The sequence below is a fragment of the Nocardia sp. NPDC051981 genome, assembly GCF_040680715.1.
Taxonomy (GTDB): domain Bacteria; phylum Actinomycetota; class Actinomycetes; order Mycobacteriales; family Mycobacteriaceae; genus Nocardia.
The window spans coordinates 152,102-172,341 of the sequence record NZ_JBFAXK010000017.1 but is presented as its reverse complement, the minus strand read 5'-3'; the positions used below and the strand labels follow the sequence as shown (position 1 = coordinate 172,341).

The window sequence follows — 20,240 nt, the reverse complement described above, 5'->3', positions numbered from 1 at the left end:
CGGTTCGACATCGATTGGAGGGTTCGTGCCTCGTTCACCGCGAGCGGCGGACACCGCGGGCGCACCGGTGAGCGCCGAGGAACAGCGGCGGCTCGAGGCGCTGGCGCCGCTCATCGCCACGCATTTCCGCCGCGCCCACGGCGATATGCCCTCGAGCCTGCGCACGTCCTTCGAGGCGGACGGGCTGGGCAATCGCCACGGCGCCGTCCTGGCCCAGGTGCTGGCCGCGGGCAGCGTCAGCGTGAGCGAGCTGGCCCGTCGCCTCGGCATCAGTCTCACCAACGCGAGTCAGCTTGCGGGAGAACTGAATCGGGCCGGCTGGCTGCAACGCCACAATGACCCGGACGACAATCGCCGCACCCTGCTGTCACTCCCCGACGACCGCCGCGACGATGTGGCCACCTTCATCAACCGCCGCTCCGACACCCTGCTGCGCGCCATGTCCCGGCTCGACGCCGAGGAACGCCGAGGCTTCCTGGCCGGCCTGCAAGCCTGGGCCGAGGAAATCGACCGCTGACGGCTGTCCGCCGTCGACCGCCTCGCATTCGCTGGTAGCGGGCCCCTGGCGACCGACCAGCATAGGTCGGTCGGGCAGACTGGCCGGGTGGGAAACCTACCTGTGGCAGCAGTGGTCTGCGCGTTCATCGGTGCGATCTTGTTCGCGGTGTCGGCGGTGGCGCAGCAGCGGGCCGCGGCGGATGTGCCCGAAGGGGAAGCACTGGTCGCCAAATTGATTCGGAATCCGCGATGGTTGGCGGGTCTGATCGGGGACGCGGGCGGTTTCGCGTTCCAGGTGGCGGCGCTGGCGCTGGGCTCGGTGCTGGTGGTCCAGCCGATCCTGGTGACGGCGCTGGTCTTCGCGCTGCCGCTGGCCGCGCACTACAGCGGACTCCGGGTGACGGTGGAGATGTGGATGCAGGCGGCGGCGCTGTCGATCGCACTGGCCTGCTTCCTGGTGGTCGGGGACCCGACCCAAGGGGTGATCGACGCGCCCTGGCATCGATGGATGCTGCCACTGGGGTTGATGCTGGGTGCGATCGTCGCCGGCATCGCGGTGGCAACCACGGTGCGGGTGCCGACCCTGCAAGCCCTGCTGCTGGGCACTGCCGCAGGTCTGCTGTTCGGCATCTCCGCCGCTCTCACCGAGAATGTCACCCAGCTGTTCCGGGTCGGCATCGGCACCGCACTGACCAGTTGGGAGCTCTACGTCCTGGCCGCGTGCGGCATGCTCGGCCTGTATGTGCAACAGCGCGGCTATCAGGTCGGCCCACTGTCGGCCTCGCTGCCGGCCTTCACCGTGGCCGAACCGCTGGGCGCGGCATTCCTCGGCATGACGGTCCTCGGCGAACGGCTGCGCTCCGGCCCCATCGGCACCGCCTTCGTCGCCGCGTCGGTCGTCGTCATGTGCGTTGCGGCGGTGCGCCTTTCCCGCGCCCAGGCCGTCCCCGCTCCCGAACCCCGGCCCGCCACCGACTGACCACGCCCGAAATCCCCCGTTTTCCTGGCGATTTGCATTAACCACCCACCCATAGGCTAATGTTCTGTCCCGCAAGCCGATCGGCCCACAAGGCCGGGTGAGCACGCGGATGTAGCGCAGCTGGTAGCGCATCACCTTGCCAAGGTGAGGGTCGCGGGTTCGAATCCCGTCATCCGCTCCACGGGGGATTTTGTCGGCGCGATTAGCTCAGCGGGAGAGCGCTTCCCTGACACGGAAGAGGTCACTGGTTCAATCCCAGTATCGCGCACCAAGTTTCGACCAGATCAGGCCCGGTTCCCGCCGGGCCCTTCTGCTTTCGTGAACTCAATGCGAACTGGGGTCCGTGAACTCGATCTGAATTGAGGCGCGGCTCTCAGGTTCGCCCTCGACCACGAACTCGCCGCCACAGGCGCCGCAGTAGATCGGCCCGGCCCCGAAAGTAGTTCGGGATACCCGGATCTTGCGCACGCACGTGCACTCGGCGGACAGGCCGTTGTTGCTCGACTTGCGCCCGCCCGCCGATTCGGCTCACGCCGGCGGTAAGCAACCAGCGTGAAGGTCAGCTCGTCCAATGCTTCCCGGTACTGCTCCCGGGTCGGTTCGGGCACGGCGGTGACCGACCACCCGGGTTTCGGATGATGGGCGAGGGTAAACAGGGTGAGGTCGCTGCCGCCTGTCGAGCCGGATCCCACGGTCAGACGGCAAGCCCAGAAAATCACAGGGGGCCGCGTGATTTTAACGGTGCCGCCGTCATGTCAAGTCTGGTTCGTTCTTGTTGAGCCTGCGCGCCGCGATCTTCTCCGTGGTCTTTTCGGCCGGGAACATATCGACCGAATGGATGTGGGCGTGATTCTCGCCAAGAACATGTGGCGGGTAGCGAGTGATCACCGTCGCTTCGGGTAGTGCGGTCATGTGTGGGCGGCCGAAGTGCCGCATGTGATGTAAACCGCGGCCGGACACGGCCGCAATGCGAAGGAGAAGACCATGAGCACTACGGACAAGGCCAAGAACAAGGCCCAGCAACTCAGCGGCAAGGCCAAGGAGAAGGCGGGCCGAGTGACAGGAAACCCCCAGCGCGAGCAGGCAGGCAAGACCAAGCAGGTGAAGTCCGACCTGAAATCCGCAGGAGAGAAGGTCAAGGACGCCTTCAAGCGGTGACCCCGGATTGACATCGGCGATCGAGGTGCCGGCCGTGGCCATCCCAGCAGGCACCTCGAGTTGCCCATACACCGCACCGGGCGACCGACCGGCCGATCAACTGAAGCCGAAGCGCGGCAGCCAGTTTGGCGTTGGTCATGTTTTGGCGGCGATCGACGTTGCGCTTGGTGCGCTCGTTCGTTGCCGATCGAGGTCACTCGAAAGAGCGATCGGGTTGGTCGGGCAGAAGCGGGCCGAGGGGGCCGAGGTCGATATTGAGATCCTCCGGAGTGAGTCCGAAGTGATCGCGTAGTTCGTCCATGCGTTGTTCGAGCAGCATCAGAGTGGTGCCGATGCGTTCGATCTGGGCGTCGGTGAGGTCGCCCGCGTCGACACGGCGTAGCGCTTGCCGCTCCATCAGTTGCCGCAGTAGCTCCACCAAGGTGAGGACCAGGGTGACCAGCCCGCGCTCGACCGATTCCGGATCGGTGTCGATTCGCGGTGGGATGCCGCCGAATTCAGTCATCGCCGGCCGGTCCTTCCAGTGCATCGCGCGTCACGGAACCGACTGGCGCGTACAGGGTGCTGATGGAGGAGATGAGGGCTCGTAGCGAGATCTGAACCAGATCGACGTCGGCGATAGCGAGTTTGATGTCGCCGGAAATGACCACGCCACCAGCCAACACTCGGTCCAGCAGGTCGACCAGCGCGACGCGGCGCTCGGCGTCGACAGCGGGGTCGGCCCGAGTCATGTCGGCCCTCGTGTCAGGCCGGCGAACGAATACGGCGGCCAGGGGCCGGTGAGTTCGAGTCGGATGCCCGGGAATTCGGCGCCGAGCGTCGTGACGGTTGTGGTGAAGTCGTCGGTGTGGTCGTCGTCTACGAGGTATGTCCCGTTGAGTACCATCCAGTCCCGGCGGCCGCTTACTGCCGGGTCGGTCAGCGGCTGACGTCGTCCCGCCGCAGCGTGGTGAACCAAACGCGCGTGAATCTCCTCGGCGCGCTCTGCCGCATCGCGTTCCACGCTCTCCTGCGCGGACAATTGCGCGCGTCGCCGGGCCAGATACGCGGCCCCTGGTGTCATTGTGCCGACCTCTTCCGCCGATTTGGCCTCGGCCACGGCAGCCGTGAGGGCAGCACGATCGCCATAGGCCCTGACACCCCACTCGGTACGGCCGCTCACCAACTGCAGGGCGGCGTCGAAGTCCGCTTGCCGCTCATCGAGCAGCTCACGCACGCGATTGTCGTCGTGGAAGACGGTGGCCAGCCGGAGCGGGACGGCCGGACCTCGGCGCACCATGGCGGATACGACCGCGTCGTGTGCTCGTGCTGTCGCCTCCAGCCAGTCGAGATCCTCGAAGTTGCGCCGTAGTGGTTGCTCCCCGAAAACGTCCAGCGGCACCGAGCCGACGACTGCTGTCAGGTCCCCTGCGACGACCGTCCGCACCGGTTCACCCGCGACTCCGGTCAATGTGCTCAGTTCCGCCGCGCCGTCGCGGCGGGGTGCCACCACGTACAGCCAGACTGCGAAATCACCGGTCACGATCGTTCTTTTTTCCGCTCGCGGCCGCGTTCGATGGGTTGACGGCGTTCATTTGCCGCCTCCAGTTCGGCGATCCGGTCTCGGAGTTCCCGGTTCTCGAGTTCGAGGTCGGGTTCCTTCCGTTCCAGCGCGCGGGCCTTGCTGTTGAGCCAGGGGTCGGTCTCCCACCAGTCGATGCCCACTGCCCTGGCCGTCTCCAGGGATGCGATCACCAACCGTAGCTTGATGGTGAGCAGTTCGATATCCAGGAGGTTGACCTGGATATCGCCTGCGATCACCAGACCCTTGTCGAGGACCCGTTCCAGGATGTCGGCAAGGTTGGTGGACTGGTGCCCACCCCCGTAGGGCTGGGGTGCGTAGGAGCCGCCTCCGACGACCGTCATCGCTGATTCCTGGGTTCGATGTTCGTGCTGCCGCGGGTGTAGCGTTTGATTCTGCGGCTGGCCAGCAGATTCTCGTCGAAATCGATCTCTACTTCGTAGAGTGCCATGATGTCCGCCGAGGGCGGGATGCGGCGATCCTCCAGTGCCTCGATCTCCACGAGCCAACCATCCTCCGTCGGTTCCACGCGCGTGACACCCTGGAGGTCGTTGGAAGTCAGTTCTGCGAGGCGTTCGATGGCCACCGCGGCGGCTTGCGCCGCAGTGAGCGCCGGTTGTTCATTCGATGCCGGTTGAGCATTGTCGAAGTCGTTGGAAGTGGTGTCGCGGGCCACGTCAGTCACTCCTTCCGGTCGATGGGGCCTACCCCGGAGCCGGTCATGCGCTCCAGGACCGCTCGCTGCGCTTGCTCGGCCTCTTCTACGGACAAGTCACCGCGCGCTGCGGCGCTGTCGATCTCCTCGAGTTCGCTCCGCAGTGCCACGGGATCGTGTAGCTGCCGTTCGACCTGGTCCTGGATCAGTTCGCCCACCCAGATCACACCGCGAACCGGCGCGAGGGGCAGCGAGAATATCGATGAGAACAGACCCATGTCTCAGCCCTCGGGGGCTCGTTTCGTGACGAAGTCGTAGGCCGCCATCGGTCCGAGCAAGTTCAACTCAACCCGGCCGTCCCAGTCCGCGATGAGTCGGCGCACCGTTTCCTCCAGCTCCTTTCGCCGCGCCGATTCGACCAGTACCGCTAGGTGGACGGCGTCCTCCTCATGGCTGGGTTCGCGCTGGTTGACCAGTGCTTCGAGTTTCTCGAGTTCGGAAACGACCTTTCCGGTGTCCTCGGCTCGCTTGGCCTCGATGGCATTATTGATCAGCTCGCCCAGCGCGATTCGCGCATCGCGGGTGGCGTCTTCGGGCTTGCCGCGGATCTCGTCTTTCAGTTGCGCGGCCTGGGCGTTCTCGTCGAGGAGTTCCCGCAAGATCACGTCTTCGACGTAGCGCCCTCTGATCACGAACTGGACCCGGCCCTCGAGTTCCTCCAGGGCGGCGCGGAATTCGTCCTCGTTCGCCTCGAGAAGTTCGTTCTCCACTGCCTCTGTGTCGGTCATGACCGCACCGAACCGCAATGGCAACACCGGACTGACGGCGGCCGATCCGTCCAGCAGTTTCTCGTGGGCGGTGAGGTCCTGGGGTGTGCCCAGTGGCCGGTCGGACTCGAGCGTGCTGACCAGCGCGGCGATCGCGCCGTGCCGCACCACCGTGACTTCACTCGGCGGATCGCCGACGCCGGTGGCATGTGGTTCGGTCTCGACGTCGGCGGGCACGATGCCGTAGACGTATACGGCTGTTGATCCGGGAGCCATCACTCCTCCTCACGTTCGGAAGGCCTGCGCGCTGTCTGACGCTGCTTGTTCACATCACCGAGGAAGTCCGCGACCTTCTCGCCGGCCGCCTCGAGTGCGCCCTTCGTCTTGTGTTTCGAGGCGCCTTCGGTGACATCGCCGACGATGTCGGTCAGGCCCTTGGGCTCGCTGCTCGAGATCTCGAGCCGGTTGACCGCTTCGGCGAAACGCAGATACGTGTCGACGCTGGCCACCACGACGCGTGCGTCGATGGTCACCAGTTCGATGCCGACCAGCGATACGCGGGCGAAGGCGTCGATGACCAGGCCTTTGTCGAGGATGGTGTCGACGACATCAGCCAGGCTGGAAGAGTTCGGTCGAGCCAACGTGCTGGTTGCGCCGCCGCCTGCGGGTTCGATAGTCATCGGTTTGCTCCTTCACTCTCGTGCGACCGGCGGGCCGCTGGACTCTTGCGGCGGGCGGCCGGACGATTGGGAGGCGGCTCTGGTTCTTCTTCCTCGTCCGTGGCGCGCTGATCCTCGTCCTGCTCGTCGGCCTCGTCTTCCTCGGCCTCTTCCGTTTCTTCATCTTCTTCATCGGCGCGATCTTCTTCGGATTCCTTACGCCGTGCGGTTTCGTCGTCTTCGACGACCTCGCTGTCGTGGATCTCGCCGTGCCAGCCCACGATGTCGTCACTGTGCAGCACAGCCTCGGTCATGACATGCCGCTGGAAGTGCTTGAGTTCCAGCCGGCACCGGCGACCTGCCGCGCGCCACAGATTGGCGGTCTTCTCGAAGACGCCTTGTGGGTGGTACTCGAGCACCACGAGGATGCGGGTGAGGTCCGGGGTGATCTCGTGGAAGGTGACCGCACCGTCGATGTAGCCCTTGGCACCTTTGGAGCGCCACACGATCCGCTCGAACGGCACCTGCTCGACGATCGTGGACTCCCAGGTTCGTCTGGACCAGAACACCTTGCCGGTCCAGGAGAGCTTCTCATCGGAGACCTGTTCGACCTGTTCGAGCTTCTTGGTGAATTTGGGAAAGTCCGCGAACTGGGTCCACTGGTCGTAGGCCAGATCGATCGGCACGCCGACGTCGATGTGCTCGACGATATTGGTCAGCTTCAGCTTCTTCGCGCCGCCCTTGCCCTTGCCTCCGGTCAGCGACTCCTTCACAGACTCGAACGTCTCCCGGGCCGTGTGCCCGAGCTTGCTCACGCCTCCGCTCACCGCCGCTTGCAACGGCGACGCGCCTCCAGCCAACTTCTCCACTCCGGTCACCGCCGCCAGCAGATTGCCTCCGCTACCTTCTGCGTACTCGGTGAGCCGGTCCGCGGTTCGCGATGCCCGGTCCGACAACCCTGCTACCGCGCGTTCGGCCAGGGTCCCGGCAAGGTTCTGCACGGACTGTTGCAGCAACCCCGTCGGGGTGGACGATCGAGCGGTTTTCCCGGCCTTGGCCCCCGCATGGGTCGCGGTGTCGGCAATTTTGCCGACGGCGTCGGAAGCGAGCTTGCCGACTCCATTGGTCTTGTCATGCAACGTCTTCGGCATCGATCTCATCTCCTCGTGCGGCGCACGGGCGCTTCGTCGGCATCGGCGCGACTATGGCGTCGCGTGGACGCGGCAGGCTGACGATCCGAAGATCCGGACCTACGAACCGGGGTCCGGGAGCCGGTACGCGCGCGGGTGGTTCTCGAGCTGCTCGACCGCGCCCGCGCCGCGGGCTGCTCCCTGTGCTCCTCGTCGTCGTGGTCTGTTCCGGACTCGGTTCGGTCCTCGAAATCCTCGTCCTCGCCGGCGGACGATTCCCCGGCGTCTCGGGAGGTATCGTCGCCGTCCTGGTCTTCGCCTGAATCCGTTTCGTGCGAACGGTCTCGGTCTGTTTCCGAGACGATGGCTGAGCCCTGCTGTAGCCGCGTGTTGAGTGCGTCGATACGGTTGCTCGCGGCGGTCACCGCAGCCGACCGGACCGCACCCACCAACTCGCCGCGAACCGTGTCGGTGAGCTCCGCCAGCTCAGGTGACGATTTGAGCAATTCAGTCCCTCGCCCCAGCAGCTCCCGGGGCAATCCCGAAGACCGCTTCGCCAGCGCCGCACCCGCCAGCGACAACGCAAAACGCATCTTGCGTGTGCGGCCGAGTACATAGCCGATTCCCACGCCTATCGCAATTCTTGTGCCACCTTTCATGGCTTACTCCTTGCTTGCTCGACTCCCGCTGCACCGATGTGGCCTCGGGTCGGTCGAGACCCGAGGAGTGGGGTAGGCCATATTGCGAATGGCCTCACCTGGCGTATACCCAGCAATCTCTGCCTTATCGGCCAAGATCTCGATGGCTTCAATCGAGTTCGGCCAGCGTGAAGTGCGGGGGGCAGACGGCCGTCAGGAGCCTGGCAGCAAGGGCAGAAGGCGGGTCGAGACGGCGCAGGCCGAGCAACTTGCCCGAGCGGGCGGGTCCATCCCGCGAGGCGGATTCACGAACCGACAAGGATTGGGAGCTCGCGAACAGGGTCGATCCGGACTGACGGTCCGGACTCGAAGTCCGATGAGAAGAAGCAGGGACGCCTAGTAGTGGCGTTGTTTAACTGTCCAATTCCGGGTTATCCGCCAGAAGACCGGCTGAACCGGTAGGCCGGGAGCCTTCGAAAAGAGGGGCCGTGACCATGGCCGCTCCTGGGCCCGAGGCGCCTACTGGGACAGCGGGATTGGGTGGGCGTAGTGAGGCGTGCTGGCATTGCGCACACGATCGATATCAGCACCAGCACCGGAGGGTTTCAAAGACCCTTCCAGTACAGCAGCGAAACCAGGTAGCTGACCATGATCGTTCTCGGAATCATCCTTCTTATCGTCGGGTTCATATTCAGCATCCCGATCATCTGGACCATCGGAATCGTCGTCCTCCTCATCGGGGTCGCGTTAATGCTGTTGGGGATGGCGGGCCACGCCGTCGGCGGCCGAAGTCACTATTACTGACCCCTGGATCGCGTTTGCGCTCTCATCCGGTGGCCGTCACCGCCGTCGACTCACACTCTCAGGGTCGACGGCACTCGGCCTCGTGCACAGATCGGCTCCCGCCTACATTGAATTCGACGAAGACCTGTTGAGCACCACACCGAGACCGGCCGGCTGAACAGCTACCGGTGCAACCGGCAGCAGTCATCTGGGTCGACTATCGGAAGCGGATCAGCATCCCGGCGCGATAATCGAACAAGGGTCCCGCCCCAGCGCTGGGCAGTGCACGTGGGGCGCGACCCTCGTATCGGCTCAGCCATCGAGGGTGTGCTGCGCCGACATCCAAGCGCATACCAACAGGTCGGCCTCCTCGACCGGTCGGTGCCCGATCGTGGCCGACCGACCACCACAGCGCAGCATCTTCGCCAAAGATGCTGGCAGCAAGTTACTCGCTGCATAGCCGCGGCACGACCACCGTGCGCGTCACTGGTTCAATCCCAGTATCGCGCACCAGAGTTCGACCAGATCAGGCCCGGGCTTCCGCCGGGCCCTTCTGCTGTTCTGACCTGGATGTGACGTGACCTGGACTGCTTTTGAGACGTCGTCCAACGAACGATCGGTCCGGGCTCGACTACGCCTGGAACTGCGGGCAGCAAGGCCGGTCCCGGTAGCGCCGCACAGAATCTCGGTGACCGGTTGGGCCGTGTGGTGGTAGAACGGCAGTCAGATCTTCAACGAAAGCGGGCCGATGTACTCCCTCAGGCAGATCGCACGCACAGGCATCGTCTTGCTGTGCGCGGCAACAGGATTGGTCACGGGGCACGTCGGGACCGCGGCGGCGGAAGGCGGTGACCGGGACCCGGTCCTGGTGATCGGCGGCATCTATGCGGATCAGGCGCGGTTGGAGAGCCTCCAGGGTTGGCTCGATGCACGCGGATACTCCACCTTTTCGATGGTGATGGCCGGGAATCCTACGGGGACAGCGCCGATCTCGGAGTCAGCCCAGGCCGTCGCCGACAAGGTCGCCGACATCCGTCGACAGACCGGGGCGCGACGGGTGGATCTGGTCGGTCACTCCATGGGCGGTCTCGCACAGCGGGCCTATGTGAAATTCCTCGGCGGAATCGATTCGGTCGGAACCTACATCGACTACGGCACACCCGAACAAGGTGACGACCTCGGAACCCTATGCTCCGGGGTGTCCCCGGGTTGCCAAGATCTGGTGCCGGGTTCGGCATTCCTGACTCGGCTCAATGCGGATCCCGCGGTGCCGTCGGGCCTGATCGCCTACCACTTCTCCTCCGACAGCGCTGGGACGGAGAAGAGCCCGCTGCCGGGCGCGACCAATGTCAGTATCCAATCCTTCTGCCCCGGCCGTACGGTCTCCCACGGCCAAGAGCCGATCGACGGTGCATTGCAGCAGTTGATCGATTCCGCGCTGCGTGGTGCGCCATTGGCCACCGACTGCCCCTGACCTGATTCACTGGCGCTTCGAGGGTGGATCACACTCCGGATCGGTGCATGTAGCAGTTGGTTTCGATCACTGAACCGGAGTCGAGGTGTTCGGTCCAGCCGCTGGGGCCGACCACGCGAAGTGTGTCCGTCCACGGCGAATAGGGCTTGCCCTGGGCGTCATAGCCGGGATACGGCACGTAACCCCAGTAGCAGGCGAGTCCGGCGGCCGGGGGCGAGAAGGCCCACGTGTCGGATGGGATATCCACTCCTACCGATACGTGCCGGATCTGCTGCTGTGCAAGCACATTCGGGTCGCCGTTGCTCACGTCGCCGGGGGCCGCACCCGCTACACCCACTGCCATCGCGAACGCCGCCACGCCGGCCGACCCCACCCCGAACACACGCTTCATCCCCAACCCATTCCTCTTGTCGAATCCCCGCCGCGCCCGAAACAAAGACGGCGGCGAACTTTAACAGGGACTTGGCATCTCGCAGTAGGGCATTGAATTGGTCATCGAATCCGTCATCGGTGGGATGATCCGTTCAATCGCGGTCGGTCGGGTCTGCCCCCGACAGCGAGCGGTACTGGACCAGACAGAATTCGTGCTCCTCGGGGTCAGCCATCACGACGACCACGCCCTCGTCATAGTCGTGCCGCTCCCCCGTCGACTTTCCACCGAGTGCGACAACCTGGGCGATCCCCTGATCGATATCGTCGACTGCGACATCAAGATGCACACGTACCTTGCCGTGCTTGGGCTCGGCCACCGGCTGGAAGACCAGGCGGGGCTGTGGATCTCCGGGATCCCCGAGATAGACCCAGCCGGGTTCGGAAGGCCCCCGCGGCCGGTCCAGCAACGCGCTCCAAAAGCCCGCCACCCGTTGCACGTCGACGCAGTCGATGGTCACCCCGACCCAGCGATTGGCCATCACTTCAGTGTCCTGCAACGTCACCACTGCCGGCGAGACTCGGTGCTGCCCTGCGCCCGGGCGGCACCGTCAGCTGATCCGAGCTATCGGCGCCAGAAGAAGTGGTGCGTCACGCCGCTCGGGCTCGGGATCTGCTCCAAGTGGAAGCGGTCGGTGAGTTCGTCGGGGCTTGTCCACAGTCTTTCGCCGTGGCCGAATTCGACTGGCGCGACGGCGAAATGGAGAGTGTCGATGAGGTCGGCATCGAGGAATTGGCGGACGGTGGCCACACCGCCGCCGATGCGGACGTCCTTACCGTCGGCGGCCTCGAGAGCCTGTTCCAGGGCGTCCTTCGGAGATGTGTTCAGGAAATGGAATGTGGTGGCGCCCCGGGTGATCGACGGCCGTACATGGTGGGTGAGGACGAATACCGGTGTGCGGAAGGGCGGTTCCTCTCCCCACCAGCCTTCCCACTCGTAGTTCTCCCACGGGCCGCGTTGGGGGCCGAATTTGTTGCGGCCCATGATTTCCGCGCCGATGTTGCGGTGCCATTCGCGGGTGCAGTAGTCGTCGAGGCCGTAGCTGCCGCCGGGCTCGGTCCGGGTGGGAGCGTGGGCGGTGGCGCCGGACCAGGAGAACAGCGCGGTCGCGTCGGCATCACCGAACGGGTGCGCGAGACTTTGCCCCTCGCCCGCGCCGTACCCATCGCTGGAGAGATTGAAATTGTGAACCCGAACCATCTGCGCCATTGACAATCCCTTCTGGTTGCAATCTGCAATCAGTTTGGACAGTACCTAGACTGGTCTCATGGTGCAACCAGTTGCTCATGACAAGCTGACGACGCCCCCGAGCAAGTCGGGCTGCCCGATCAATATGACGGTCGAGCTGCTCGGGGACCGGTGGAGTCTGATCGTCCTGCGCGACATCATGTTCAGCGGCGCCACCCACTTCCGCGAACTACTCTCCGGATCCATCGAGGGCATCGCCTCGAACATCCTCGCGGCCCGCCTGTCGAAACTCGTCGACGCGGGCCTGCTCACCCGCGACGACGATCCGAGCCACCGGCAGAAGGTGGAATACCACCTCACCGAAGCGGCGATCCAGCTCGTGCCGGTCATGGCTCAACTCGGCGCATGGGGCGCACGCTGGCTCGATACGACCCCGGAGCTGACCGTGCGAGCCGAACTCCTCGCCGCCGGCGGCCCCGCCCTCTGGGAGCGGTTCATGGCCGAACTCCGTGCCATCCATCTGCACGGCGCACCGCCCCCAACCGACGGCGTCCTGTCGGAACTCACTGCCGCCTACGAGGCAGCAGTCCGCCGAGAACAGGAAGCCGCGGGATAACGGCCGCGGATCTTCAGGGGTGCACCTGCAGCAAGAAACTGCATCACCAGCCAGCCGCGGTGCGGCCCGGGGTGCACCATGCCGGTTTGCACGAGAACCGTTCGCTCTCTGCCGTTTTCCACGGTCTCGCAGCTGCATTCCCCATATCGGTGGTACTGCGACCACGCCGCCTCGGCCCACATGCGCCGGAGGTCGAGATATCTGCTCAGGCACACCGGGGCGGCGCCGGGTGATCCGTTTCCGCTGTTCACCGATGGCTGCCGGGCGTTTGCCGGCGGGCTATTGCCACAGCGATCTTGCCGGGGCAGGCTGAGGGGCGTCGGTGGCGTCACCGAGGCGCTGCCCCCGCTCAGAGGAGGTGGATCGAACGTGTTCGCACGCTCTAGCACGATTCAGGCGCAGCTGTCCTCTATTGATGCCGGGATTGCCTACATGCGCGATGAAGTGATGTCCGAATTGGCGGACATGCCCGGTTGGGTGGGCCTGTCGCTCATGGTCGACCGACGCTCCGGCCGGTGCATCGCCACGACCGCGTGGGAAACGGAAGACGCGATGCGTGACAGTCAGGGTCGAGTTCGCGCGATTCGCGATCGCGCGGCCGAAATGTTCGGGGGTGGCGGACCGCTGGTCGAGGAATGGGAGATCGCCGTTCTGCATCGGGACCACCTCGCACAGGAGGGTGCCTGCGTGCGTGCGATCTGGACTCGGACCACCCCGGATCGGCTCGACTCGGCCATCAACGTCTACCGATCTGCCGCCCTGCCGGGCATGGAAGGGCTGGAAGGCTTCTGCAGTGCCAGTCTCATGGTCAATCGGACAACCGGGACCGCTGTCTCGAGTGCCTCGTTCGACAGCGCCGAGGCCATGGCTCGCAACAGCATGGAGGCCGCGGATCTCCGGGCATCCACGACCCAGCAGGCCGGCGTCGAAGTAACTGACGTCGGTGAGTTCGAACTCGCGCTCGCACACCTGCGCGTCCCCGAGTTGGTGGGCTAACCCGCACAGGGCGGCGCCGGCACTCCGGCGCCGCCCGTCCGAGCGGCCGGGCCGTCGGAGACCCGGCATCCTGCCAATATCCTCGATCACCGCCGCAGTCCACCACTTTCACCGTGCCCGCCTGGTTGATCTCCCGCCCGCCCGAACCGGCCAAAATGAGGCGGCCGGCGGTCGAGACCCGCTACCCGGCCGCAACCGCGCCGAGCACGACAGCTGGACCCGGAGCGGCCCGGAAGCGCTTGTGCCCCTGTGAGAATCGCTGGGGACGGACGTGCTCAGCGGAGGTTGCGGTCGAACAGGGTCAGTAGTTCGCGGTAGTGGCGTTCGTCGGCCTCGGCGTCGTAGGCGGAGGTGTCGGCTTGGGTGTAGCCGTGCTGTGCGCCTTCGTAGACTTCGGTGCGGTGGCGGATGCCGGCGGCATCGAGTGCCTTGTCGAACTGGGCGATATGCTCCGGAGTCATGTGGTGATCCTCGCCGGCGTGGGCGAAATACAGCTCCCCCGTGATGTTTCCGACGGTCAGGTGCGGACTTTCCGGACTGTCGGTGACGAGCGGTCCGCCGTGGAATCCGGCCACCGCCGCGACCCGGTCGGGGAACATGGCGGCGATGATCACCGCCAGCCGGGCACCCATGCAGTAGCCGGTGAGACCGACCTTGCCCGGGGTGACCTGCGGCGACGCTGCCAACCAGTCGAGGTAGGCGCCCGCGTCGGAACGCATTCGCTCCGGCGTCAGCTCGCGGATCATCGGGAAGACCTGCTGGAAGATCTCCGGCCGCTCCGACGGGTCGATGAAGTCCGGCAGCTCGATCACCGGTGCGCGCCCGTGCCGGTAGAAGGCGTTGGGCAGCAGGACGGTGTAGCCGTGGGCGGCAATACGATCGGCGAGCGCCCGCAGGCTCGGCCGCAGCCCGAACCCATCCTGGATCACCAGCACTCCCGGATGGGCCGCGCCATCGTCAGGATGGACGACGTACGCGTCCGCGACACCGTCCGGTGTCCGAATGTCGACCGACATCCCATGCACAGCAGTCATCATCGAATCCTCCTGTCGCGTGCCCCTTTCGAACGTACCTCATGCAAGATCGGCCGATTCGAGTCGGCGGCGGACAGACGCGAATGACGCGGCGGGCACATCGACCGACGTTCGGCCTCGAGGCACGGGAATCACCGCTCCGAGTCGCGGTGTTGCTTCGTAGAGTGAATGCACCTAATCTCCGAGCACACACGGATGGGGACTCATGACCGACCAACTGACGATCATGGCCGTACATGCCCATCCCGACGACGAAGTCCTCAGCACCGGTGGGATTTTCGCGCAGTATGCGGCCGAAGGAATCCGGACGGTCCTGGTGACCTGCACCAATGGCGAGCAGGGCGATGCGCCCGGCGGGATCAAGCCTGGACAGCCGGGCCACAATCCGAATACGGTACGGGCGCAACGACTTTCCGAGCTTCAAGAGTCGGCCGCACTGCTGGACATCCAGCACGTCGAGCTGCTCGGCTACCGCGATTCGGGGATGGACGGCTGGGACGCCAACCACGACCCCGAGGCCTTTTGGAATATTCCGGTCGAGCAGGCCGCCGCACGACTCGCGGACCTCATGCGGCACTACCGTCCCCAGGTGGTCGTCACCTATGACGAAAACGGCAACTATGGCCACCCTGACCACATCCAGGCCAACCGTGTCGCAGTGGCGGCGGCAGCGGCAACCGATATTCCGGACAAGCTCTACTACACCGCGCTTCCGCGCGAATCCTCCCGCGAAATGTTCGCGGATCTGCGGGTGAGAGGCCTGATCGACTTCGAGCCGCCGGACAACTTCGGCACGCCGATGGATCAGATCACCACCGTCGTGGACGTGGCCCCCTATATCCGGCGCAAGATCAAGGCGCTCGAGGCCCACGCCAGTCAGAGCGACAGCGTGCCGTTCCTCCAATTGCCCGCCGAACTACACCACACGATCTTCGCCACCGAATCCTTCGTCCGCCACTTCAACCGCGTCGCCGTGCCCACCCGGGAAACCGACCTCTTCGCCGGCCTCCGCTGACCGGCGTAGTCCCTGCTCACACCGTCACGGCGGGTTGTTCCGCCCGTCGTGACCTGGTGGACTCGGCAACATAGGCAGACGCTGTGCCCGGTACCCGCCTCACATCATTCGCCTTTTACGCAGCGGCCCGCTGCAAGTAATCTTGATTCAGGGGAACGCACGCTACCGCAGGCCGGAGGACACCTTCGGTTGTAATGCGGGGCAAGCAATTCGATAGAGATCTTCAAGGCTGCACCCGTAGATTTCGAGGGGATCGAGAGGGTGAAAGGCTATGGCGCTCCGCATATCCGGTCGCGCGATTACCAGCGATGTGACGCCCGAGACCGCGCATCTGGTGTTCGGTTCCGGCGGTGGTACGTGGGTGTTGAGCTGGCTGCCGGGGTGGGATCTGACCCGGGAGCAGGCCATCGACGGGATGGCGCTGGACGAGATCCTGAGCGACCCGTCACCCGCCGACCGGGAGTTCGCATTGGAGATGGCCGCGCTGCGGGCCGAATCGCTCGGCCTGCGGCTCGAGGAGGTCGTGGTGCGGCTGTTCGCACGGATCGCCGAACGGGATCGGCAGCAGCAGACGGGAACGGACGGGGCGGACGGTCCGCCGGGGAACGCTGAGGGACCGTGCCGCACCCGCCGCCTCGAGACGATCCGCCCCGGTGCGCTTCGGCGACACGCCGAGCCCGCGCCAGGCGGAGAGCGGCCGACAGTGCGCATCGTGGATTCACGGCGGCGAGCCGCCCATCCGATGCCCGGGAACTGCACACCATTGGGGGATTTCTCCCTAATCAGCCCCGATGGTGTGTCGTTGAGCAGATGTCGATGACCGATTTTCGGCGGGCATCGGGCAAACTCGGAGGCGCCAACCGCACACGATCTCTTGGGAGTGAATGAATGCGCAAGATCCTGCCTTCCGCCCTGCTGGCCGCCAGCGCCGTGGGCGCCCTGCTGGTGCTGCCCGCCGGCACCGCCAATGCCCTCACCCCGGCCTGCCAGGCCGCCAACGACATCCTCGCCAGCTACGGTTCGCTCGGCCCGAGCCCGCAGCAGAAGCAGGAGGTCGCCGACCGCCTGCACGCGATCGACGCCAGCGGCCAGGAGCGGTGGGCGATCGACAACTACGCCGATGCGCTGGCCAAGGGCGATGTCGCGCTGGTCGGTAACAACGCGGCGATCCTGAACGGCGTCTGCCAGACCGGCCAGTAGTTCTTTCTGCTCCGCAGCACACTTCGGGCCGGGACACGCTAGGGGTCCCGGCCCGCAGTGTGCGGGTCGGCCGGCAACGATGCACTGCCCGTTGAATGCTCGAATTCGCTTGGTTCCCAATACACCTCCGCGATAGGTTCGGACCTTCGCTCGAAGGGGAGGTCGAACGTGCGGATCGGGTTTTCACAGCGGCGCGGAGCCGCGCGGGTGCGGCGGGGACATCGGCTACGGCCTGGGCATCGCCCGAATGGGCCAGTGGCTGGGGCACAACGGAGCGGTCCTCGGATTCACCGACCAGCTGGGCTGCCTACCGGACAAACAGGCCACCGTGGCGGTCGCGGTCAATCAATACGGTGCCGGGACTTCGCAGCTGTTGCCGGTCGATGCCGCCCTGCTGTGGTTCGACCTCGTCGACGCGCTCTACCCGGGCACGGGACTGGTGCCGGCCGCGGGCGTCACGAGTTTCGGCTCGCACGCGTCGCCATTCGAGATTCCACTCGTTCCCGAAGACGGTGCCTGGCAGATCGTTCCGAGCTGGATCTGCCAGTTCTTCACCGCCGCCGAACGTCCCGCGGCCTGCGACGCATCGCCGGCCCACTAGGGTCAGTTGACCAGGCGCGCGTGGTCTCCCCAATACCGTTCGCGCAGGTCGCGTTTCAGGATCTTTCCGGCTCCCGACACCGGCATGGCGTCGACGATCTCGACGCTGCGCGGGGCCTTGTAGCCGGCGATCAGCTGCCGCGTGTGATCGCGGATCTCGGCCGGGGTCACCGAGTGGCCGGGCTTGCAGACGATGACCGCGTGGACTCGTTCACCCCATTCATCGTCGGGGACGCCGATGACGGCGACCGCGACTACGGCGGGGTGCGCGGCGACGGCGTTCTCCACCTCGGCGGAGTAGACGTTCTCACCGCCGGACACGATCATGTCCTTCAACCGGTCGACGATGTGGAGGAAGCCCTCGGCGTCGAGGTAGCCACCGTCGCCGGTGTGCAGCCAGCCCGCGCGGAGGGCGGCGGCGGTCTCGTCGGGCTTGTTCCAGTAGCCGAGCATGACGTGGCCGCCGCGGGTCACCACCTCGCCGACCGCACCCACCGGCACGTCCTGCCCTTCGCCGTCGACAATGCGGATTTCGCTGTGCGGCACCGCCTTTCCCGCCGAACGCAATCGGCCGGCCCGGTGCTCGCCCGGGCCGAGCAGGGTGATGATGGGCGAGGCCTCGGTCTGGCCGTAGGCCTGGGTGAATCCGGCGCGCGGGAACAGCCGCATGGCCCGCTCCAGCACCGCCTCCGAGATCGGGGACGCGCCGTACATGAGGTGTTCGACGCTGGACAGGTCGAATTCGGCCGCCCGTGGATGATCGGCCAGCAGCTGGATCATCACCGGCACCAGCACGCTCGAGGTGACCCGGTGCTGCCGAATGGAACTCAGCACCGCCACGGGGTCGAAGGCCGGAACCGTCACATGGGTGCCGCCGACGATGAGCACACCCAGCCAACCGGCCAGATCCGCCAGGTGGAACATGGGCGCGGCGTGCAGGAACACCGTGTCCTGGGACATCAGGTAGCCGGTGGCGACGCCGCCGAGCGCGGAGGTCATCAGATTCGCGTGGCTGAGCATGACGCCCTTGGGGAATCCGGTGGTGCCGCCGGTGTAGAAGATTCCGGCCAGCGCGTCACCGCCGCGGCGGGCGTCGGCGATGGGCTCGGCCGCGGCGATCAGCGTCTCGTAGGACTCCATGCCCTCGGGCGTCGCGCCGTCACCGCAGTGGATCACCGTGGCCAGTCCGTCGTACCGCTCCCGCAGCGCGGGCACCAGGGCCGCGAAGGCGTCGTCCACCAGGAGGACGCGGCTGTCGGAATCGGCGAGGCTGTAGGCGATTTCGGCGGCGCTCCAGCGGATATTGACCGGGTTGAGCACAGCGTCCGCCCAGGGCACCGCGAGCAGGTACTCGTGGTACCGGTCCGAGTTCAGCGACAGCATGGCCACCCGGTCCCCCGGCGCGACCCCCAGCCCGCGCAGCGCCCCGGCCAGCCGGGACACGCGATCGAGCACCTCCCGATTGGTGCGGGCCCGCTCGCCGCAGGTGGTCATGACGCCGTTGGGCCGCTGCTGGGCGGCGCGGTGCAGCCCCTGGGTCAGATACATCGGGTAACCCTTCGTCGAACAACTGTGGTCGGTGTCACGAGTATTCGCGGGCACTGTGACGTGCGCCATGGAGATGGGGTTCAATTCGAGGTCGCCGGATTGTTGATTTCTCCAAGACACCGGTCGTAGGGTCGGGACACCATGAGTTCGAGTCGCGCGCGGGCGAAACAACGGATGATCACCGGGGTCCTGGACCGGGTCCCCGAGGCGTCCGAGCGCGTGGTCGCCCGCGCCCGCGCCGAGATGCCCGACTACGCCCGCCTGTCCGCGACGACCGTTGTGCGCAGCACCGAATCCATCCTGGAGCGGCTCGCGCGGGCCCTGCACGAATCCCGACCACTCCTCGCCGACGATGTGGACGCCATCCGAGATTTCGGCGAAACCCGTGCCCGCCAGGGCATTTCACTGGCCGACGTGCAGAACGGCTGGCGCATCGCGGTGCGCGAGATCCTGGCCGAGCTGACCGCGGCCGCCCATGCCGGCAAGGTTCCCGACCGCGTGCTACTGGAGTCCATCACCGACCTTCTCGACCTCGTCGACCAGGCCTCCATCGCCTTCAGCTCGGCCCATCGCGAGGTCGAGATCGCGCTGGCCCGCCATGACGAGCAGTTCCGCGCCGAGGTCACCCGCGCCCTGCTGCTGGGCACGATCGGCCCCGCGGAGCTGCAGATTCGCGCCCAGCAGCTCGGACTCGACGCCGACGGCGAGTACCGCGCGTACCGATCCCGCGCGGACGAGGGACCGACAGCGCCTGCCCTGCAAGGGATCTCGACCGTACGTGGGTTCGCCACCACGGTGGACGGCGATCTCGCGGGCTTTGTGGAAAACTCCAGCACGCTCGAGGGGTCCCGCCTGATCGCCTACGGCCCCGCCACCCGCATCGCGGACCTGGACCGATCATTCCGCCTGGCCACCCGGGTCCTCGCCACCGCCCAGCTGTTCGACCTCACCGGCCCGCTGGACCTCGATCGCGTCGGACTGCTGCCCGCCATCGCCGCCGACACCGAGCTGGGCGCCGAACTCGTGCACCGCTACCTCGACCCGCTCGGCCCCGGCGAGGCCGCCCGCACCCTGATCGACACCGCCGAGTGCTTTCTCGACACGGGTATGCGGGTCGACGCCACCGCCGAGCGACTCATCGTGCACCCCAATACCGTTCGCTATCGCCTGTCCCGTTTCGAGGAACTCGCCGCGACCGATCTGCGCGGCGCTGGCACCGCACTACAGGTCTGGTGGGCGATCCAGCACCGCCGCGCCACCGGTCACGACTGAGCCCGCCGCCGGGGGTGCGGAAGCCATCGCGTCCGCCGC

28 protein-coding genes and 2 tRNA genes are annotated in these 20,240 nt (G+C 66.0%); 14 read left to right on the top strand and 16 right to left on the bottom strand.

The window, feature by feature from the left end; translation table 11 throughout:
• Positions 1–25 precede the first annotated feature (25 nt).
• The 4 genes from AB0L60_RS27275 (at position 26) to AB0L60_RS27260 (ending at position 1,748) form a co-directional block, all read left to right on the top strand.
• Entirely contained in the window at positions 26–517 is a 492-nt protein-coding gene (locus AB0L60_RS27275) for a MarR family transcriptional regulator (protein WP_364619135.1), read from the top strand.
• Between the two features lie 87 nt (positions 518–604).
• Positions 605–1,477: a DMT family transporter gene (locus tag AB0L60_RS27270; protein ID WP_364619132.1), complete on the top strand. Its 873-nt coding sequence runs from the start codon at positions 605–607 to the stop codon at positions 1,475–1,477.
• 105 nt (positions 1,478–1,582) lie between these two features.
• A tRNA-Gly gene (locus AB0L60_RS27265) sits at positions 1,583–1,658 on the top strand.
• Positions 1,659–1,673: 15 nt separating this feature from the next.
• Positions 1,674–1,748, top strand: a tRNA-Val gene (locus tag AB0L60_RS27260).
• Positions 1,749–2,227: 479 nt separating this feature from the next.
• Here AB0L60_RS27260 and AB0L60_RS27255 read toward each other — a convergent pair.
• A complete protein-coding gene (locus tag AB0L60_RS27255; protein WP_364619130.1) occupies positions 2,228–2,389 on the bottom strand; it encodes a hypothetical protein in 162 nt (53 codons plus the stop codon).
• 72 nt (positions 2,390–2,461) lie between these two features.
• Here AB0L60_RS27255 and AB0L60_RS27250 point away from each other — a divergent pair, with 72 nt between their 5' ends.
• A complete protein-coding gene (locus AB0L60_RS27250) occupies positions 2,462–2,635 on the top strand; it encodes a CsbD family protein (RefSeq protein ID WP_364619127.1) in 174 nt (57 codons plus the stop codon).
• A gap of 193 nt (positions 2,636–2,828) precedes the next feature.
• Here AB0L60_RS27250 and AB0L60_RS27245 read toward each other — a convergent pair whose 3' ends face one another.
• Genes AB0L60_RS27245 through AB0L60_RS27200 form a run of 10 tightly spaced genes read right to left on the bottom strand, consistent with a single transcriptional unit; the run spans position 2,829 to position 8,066 of the window.
• On the bottom strand, positions 2,829–3,140 hold the full coding sequence (locus tag AB0L60_RS27245; RefSeq protein ID WP_364619124.1) for a gas vesicle protein K: 312 nt from the start codon (positions 3,138–3,140) through the stop codon (positions 2,829–2,831).
• Positions 3,133–3,366 (bottom strand): gas vesicle protein, encoded by a 234-nt coding sequence (locus tag AB0L60_RS27240; protein WP_364619121.1) that lies wholly within the window; start codon positions 3,364–3,366, stop codon positions 3,133–3,135. The genes AB0L60_RS27245 and AB0L60_RS27240 overlap by 8 nt, the downstream gene beginning before the upstream one ends.
• Positions 3,363–4,157 (bottom strand): GvpL/GvpF family gas vesicle protein, encoded by a 795-nt coding sequence (locus tag AB0L60_RS27235; protein WP_364619118.1) that lies wholly within the window; start codon positions 4,155–4,157, stop codon positions 3,363–3,365. The genes AB0L60_RS27240 and AB0L60_RS27235 overlap by 4 nt, the downstream gene beginning before the upstream one ends.
• Positions 4,154–4,540: a gas vesicle protein gene (locus AB0L60_RS27230; RefSeq protein WP_364619115.1), complete on the bottom strand. Its 387-nt coding sequence runs from the start codon at positions 4,538–4,540 to the stop codon at positions 4,154–4,156. Before AB0L60_RS27230 ends, AB0L60_RS27235 begins: the two co-directional genes overlap by 4 nt.
• Positions 4,537–4,872, bottom strand: coding sequence for a gas vesicle protein GvpO (gene gvpO, locus AB0L60_RS27225; protein ID WP_364619112.1), 336 nt, complete (start codon positions 4,870–4,872; stop codon positions 4,537–4,539). The genes AB0L60_RS27230 and gvpO overlap by 4 nt, the downstream gene beginning before the upstream one ends.
• Before the next feature lie 5 nt (positions 4,873–4,877).
• The gene (locus AB0L60_RS27220; RefSeq protein ID WP_364619110.1) at positions 4,878–5,129 is read right to left on the bottom strand and encodes a gas vesicle protein GvpG; all 252 of its coding nucleotides are present in this window, start codon (positions 5,127–5,129) and stop codon (positions 4,878–4,880) included.
• Between the two features lie 3 nt (positions 5,130–5,132).
• On the bottom strand, positions 5,133–5,894 hold the full coding sequence (locus AB0L60_RS27215; RefSeq protein ID WP_364619108.1) for a GvpL/GvpF family gas vesicle protein: 762 nt from the start codon (positions 5,892–5,894) through the stop codon (positions 5,133–5,135).
• Positions 5,894–6,298, bottom strand: a complete 405-nt coding sequence (gene gvpJ, locus AB0L60_RS27210) for a gas vesicle protein GvpJ (RefSeq protein WP_354836732.1) — start codon at positions 6,296–6,298, stop codon at positions 5,894–5,896. Before gvpJ ends, AB0L60_RS27215 begins: the two co-directional genes overlap by 1 nt.
• Complete coding sequence (locus AB0L60_RS27205; protein ID WP_364619104.1) at positions 6,295–7,428, bottom strand: SRPBCC family protein; 1,134 nt, start codon at positions 7,426–7,428, stop codon at positions 6,295–6,297. Before AB0L60_RS27205 ends, gvpJ begins: the two co-directional genes overlap by 4 nt.
• 5 nt (positions 7,429–7,433) lie before the next feature.
• Positions 7,434–8,066 (bottom strand): hypothetical protein, encoded by a 633-nt coding sequence (locus AB0L60_RS27200; RefSeq protein WP_364619101.1) that lies wholly within the window; start codon positions 8,064–8,066, stop codon positions 7,434–7,436.
• A 627-nt stretch (positions 8,067–8,693) separates the two neighbouring features.
• Here AB0L60_RS27200 and AB0L60_RS27195 point away from each other — a divergent pair.
• Entirely contained in the window at positions 8,694–8,849 is a 156-nt protein-coding gene (locus tag AB0L60_RS27195; protein WP_364619098.1) for a DUF6131 family protein, read from the top strand.
• A gap of 727 nt (positions 8,850–9,576) precedes the next feature.
• Positions 9,577–10,302 (top strand): alpha/beta hydrolase, encoded by a 726-nt coding sequence (locus AB0L60_RS27190; RefSeq protein WP_364619095.1) that lies wholly within the window; start codon positions 9,577–9,579, stop codon positions 10,300–10,302.
• 28 nt (positions 10,303–10,330) lie between these two features.
• On the opposite strand, the gene AB0L60_RS27185 is transcribed toward AB0L60_RS27190, so the two are convergent.
• The 3 genes from AB0L60_RS27185 to AB0L60_RS27175 all read right to left on the bottom strand — a co-directional run bounded on the left by AB0L60_RS27185 (position 10,331) and on the right by AB0L60_RS27175 (position 11,941).
• Positions 10,331–10,693 (bottom strand): hypothetical protein, encoded by a 363-nt coding sequence (locus tag AB0L60_RS27185; protein ID WP_364619092.1) that lies wholly within the window; start codon positions 10,691–10,693, stop codon positions 10,331–10,333.
• Positions 10,694–10,826: 133 nt separating this feature from the next.
• Positions 10,827–11,240, bottom strand: coding sequence for a VOC family protein (locus AB0L60_RS27180; protein WP_364619089.1), 414 nt, complete (start codon positions 11,238–11,240; stop codon positions 10,827–10,829).
• 56 nt (positions 11,241–11,296) lie between these two features.
• Entirely contained in the window at positions 11,297–11,941 is a 645-nt protein-coding gene (locus AB0L60_RS27175; protein WP_364619086.1) for a dihydrofolate reductase family protein, read from the bottom strand.
• A 58-nt stretch (positions 11,942–11,999) separates the two neighbouring features.
• On the opposite strand from AB0L60_RS27175, the gene AB0L60_RS27170 reads away from it, so the two are divergent.
• The gene (locus AB0L60_RS27170) at positions 12,000–12,536 is read left to right on the top strand and encodes a helix-turn-helix domain-containing protein (protein ID WP_364619083.1); all 537 of its coding nucleotides are present in this window, start codon (positions 12,000–12,002) and stop codon (positions 12,534–12,536) included.
• A gap of 369 nt (positions 12,537–12,905) precedes the next feature.
• Positions 12,906–13,532, top strand: a complete 627-nt coding sequence (locus AB0L60_RS27165) for a hypothetical protein (protein WP_364619197.1) — start codon at positions 12,906–12,908, stop codon at positions 13,530–13,532.
• A gap of 275 nt (positions 13,533–13,807) precedes the next feature.
• Here the strand turns inward: AB0L60_RS27165 and AB0L60_RS27160 are convergent, their stop codons facing one another.
• Positions 13,808–14,566 carry a dienelactone hydrolase family protein gene (locus AB0L60_RS27160; protein ID WP_364619080.1) on the bottom strand — a complete coding sequence of 253 codons (759 nt, stop codon included), beginning with the start codon at positions 14,564–14,566 and terminating at the stop codon, positions 13,808–13,810.
• Positions 14,567–14,771: 205 nt separating this feature from the next.
• Here AB0L60_RS27160 and AB0L60_RS27155 point away from each other — a divergent pair, with 205 nt between their 5' ends.
• From AB0L60_RS27155 to AB0L60_RS27140, 4 genes are all read left to right on the top strand, one after another.
• Entirely contained in the window at positions 14,772–15,581 is an 810-nt protein-coding gene (locus AB0L60_RS27155; RefSeq protein WP_364619076.1) for a PIG-L family deacetylase, read from the top strand.
• Between the two features lie 271 nt (positions 15,582–15,852).
• Positions 15,853–16,401: a hypothetical protein gene (locus AB0L60_RS27150; RefSeq protein WP_364619073.1), complete on the top strand. Its 549-nt coding sequence runs from the start codon at positions 15,853–15,855 to the stop codon at positions 16,399–16,401.
• Positions 16,402–16,469: 68 nt separating this feature from the next.
• Complete coding sequence (locus AB0L60_RS27145) at positions 16,470–16,781, top strand: hypothetical protein (protein ID WP_364619070.1); 312 nt, start codon at positions 16,470–16,472, stop codon at positions 16,779–16,781.
• 247 nt (positions 16,782–17,028) lie between these two features.
• Positions 17,029–17,382 (top strand): hypothetical protein, encoded by a 354-nt coding sequence (locus AB0L60_RS27140; RefSeq protein WP_364619067.1) that lies wholly within the window; start codon positions 17,029–17,031, stop codon positions 17,380–17,382.
• A 2-nt stretch (positions 17,383–17,384) separates the two neighbouring features.
• On the opposite strand, the gene AB0L60_RS27135 is transcribed toward AB0L60_RS27140, so the two are convergent.
• Positions 17,385–18,929, bottom strand: coding sequence for a long-chain fatty acid--CoA ligase (locus AB0L60_RS27135; protein ID WP_364619064.1), 1,545 nt, complete (start codon positions 18,927–18,929; stop codon positions 17,385–17,387).
• Between the two features lie 141 nt (positions 18,930–19,070).
• Between AB0L60_RS27135 and AB0L60_RS27130 the strand changes: the two genes are divergently transcribed.
• On the top strand, positions 19,071–20,201 hold the full coding sequence (locus tag AB0L60_RS27130; RefSeq protein ID WP_364619061.1) for a helix-turn-helix domain-containing protein: 1,131 nt from the start codon (positions 19,071–19,073) through the stop codon (positions 20,199–20,201).
• Positions 20,202–20,240: the final 39 nt, after the last annotated feature.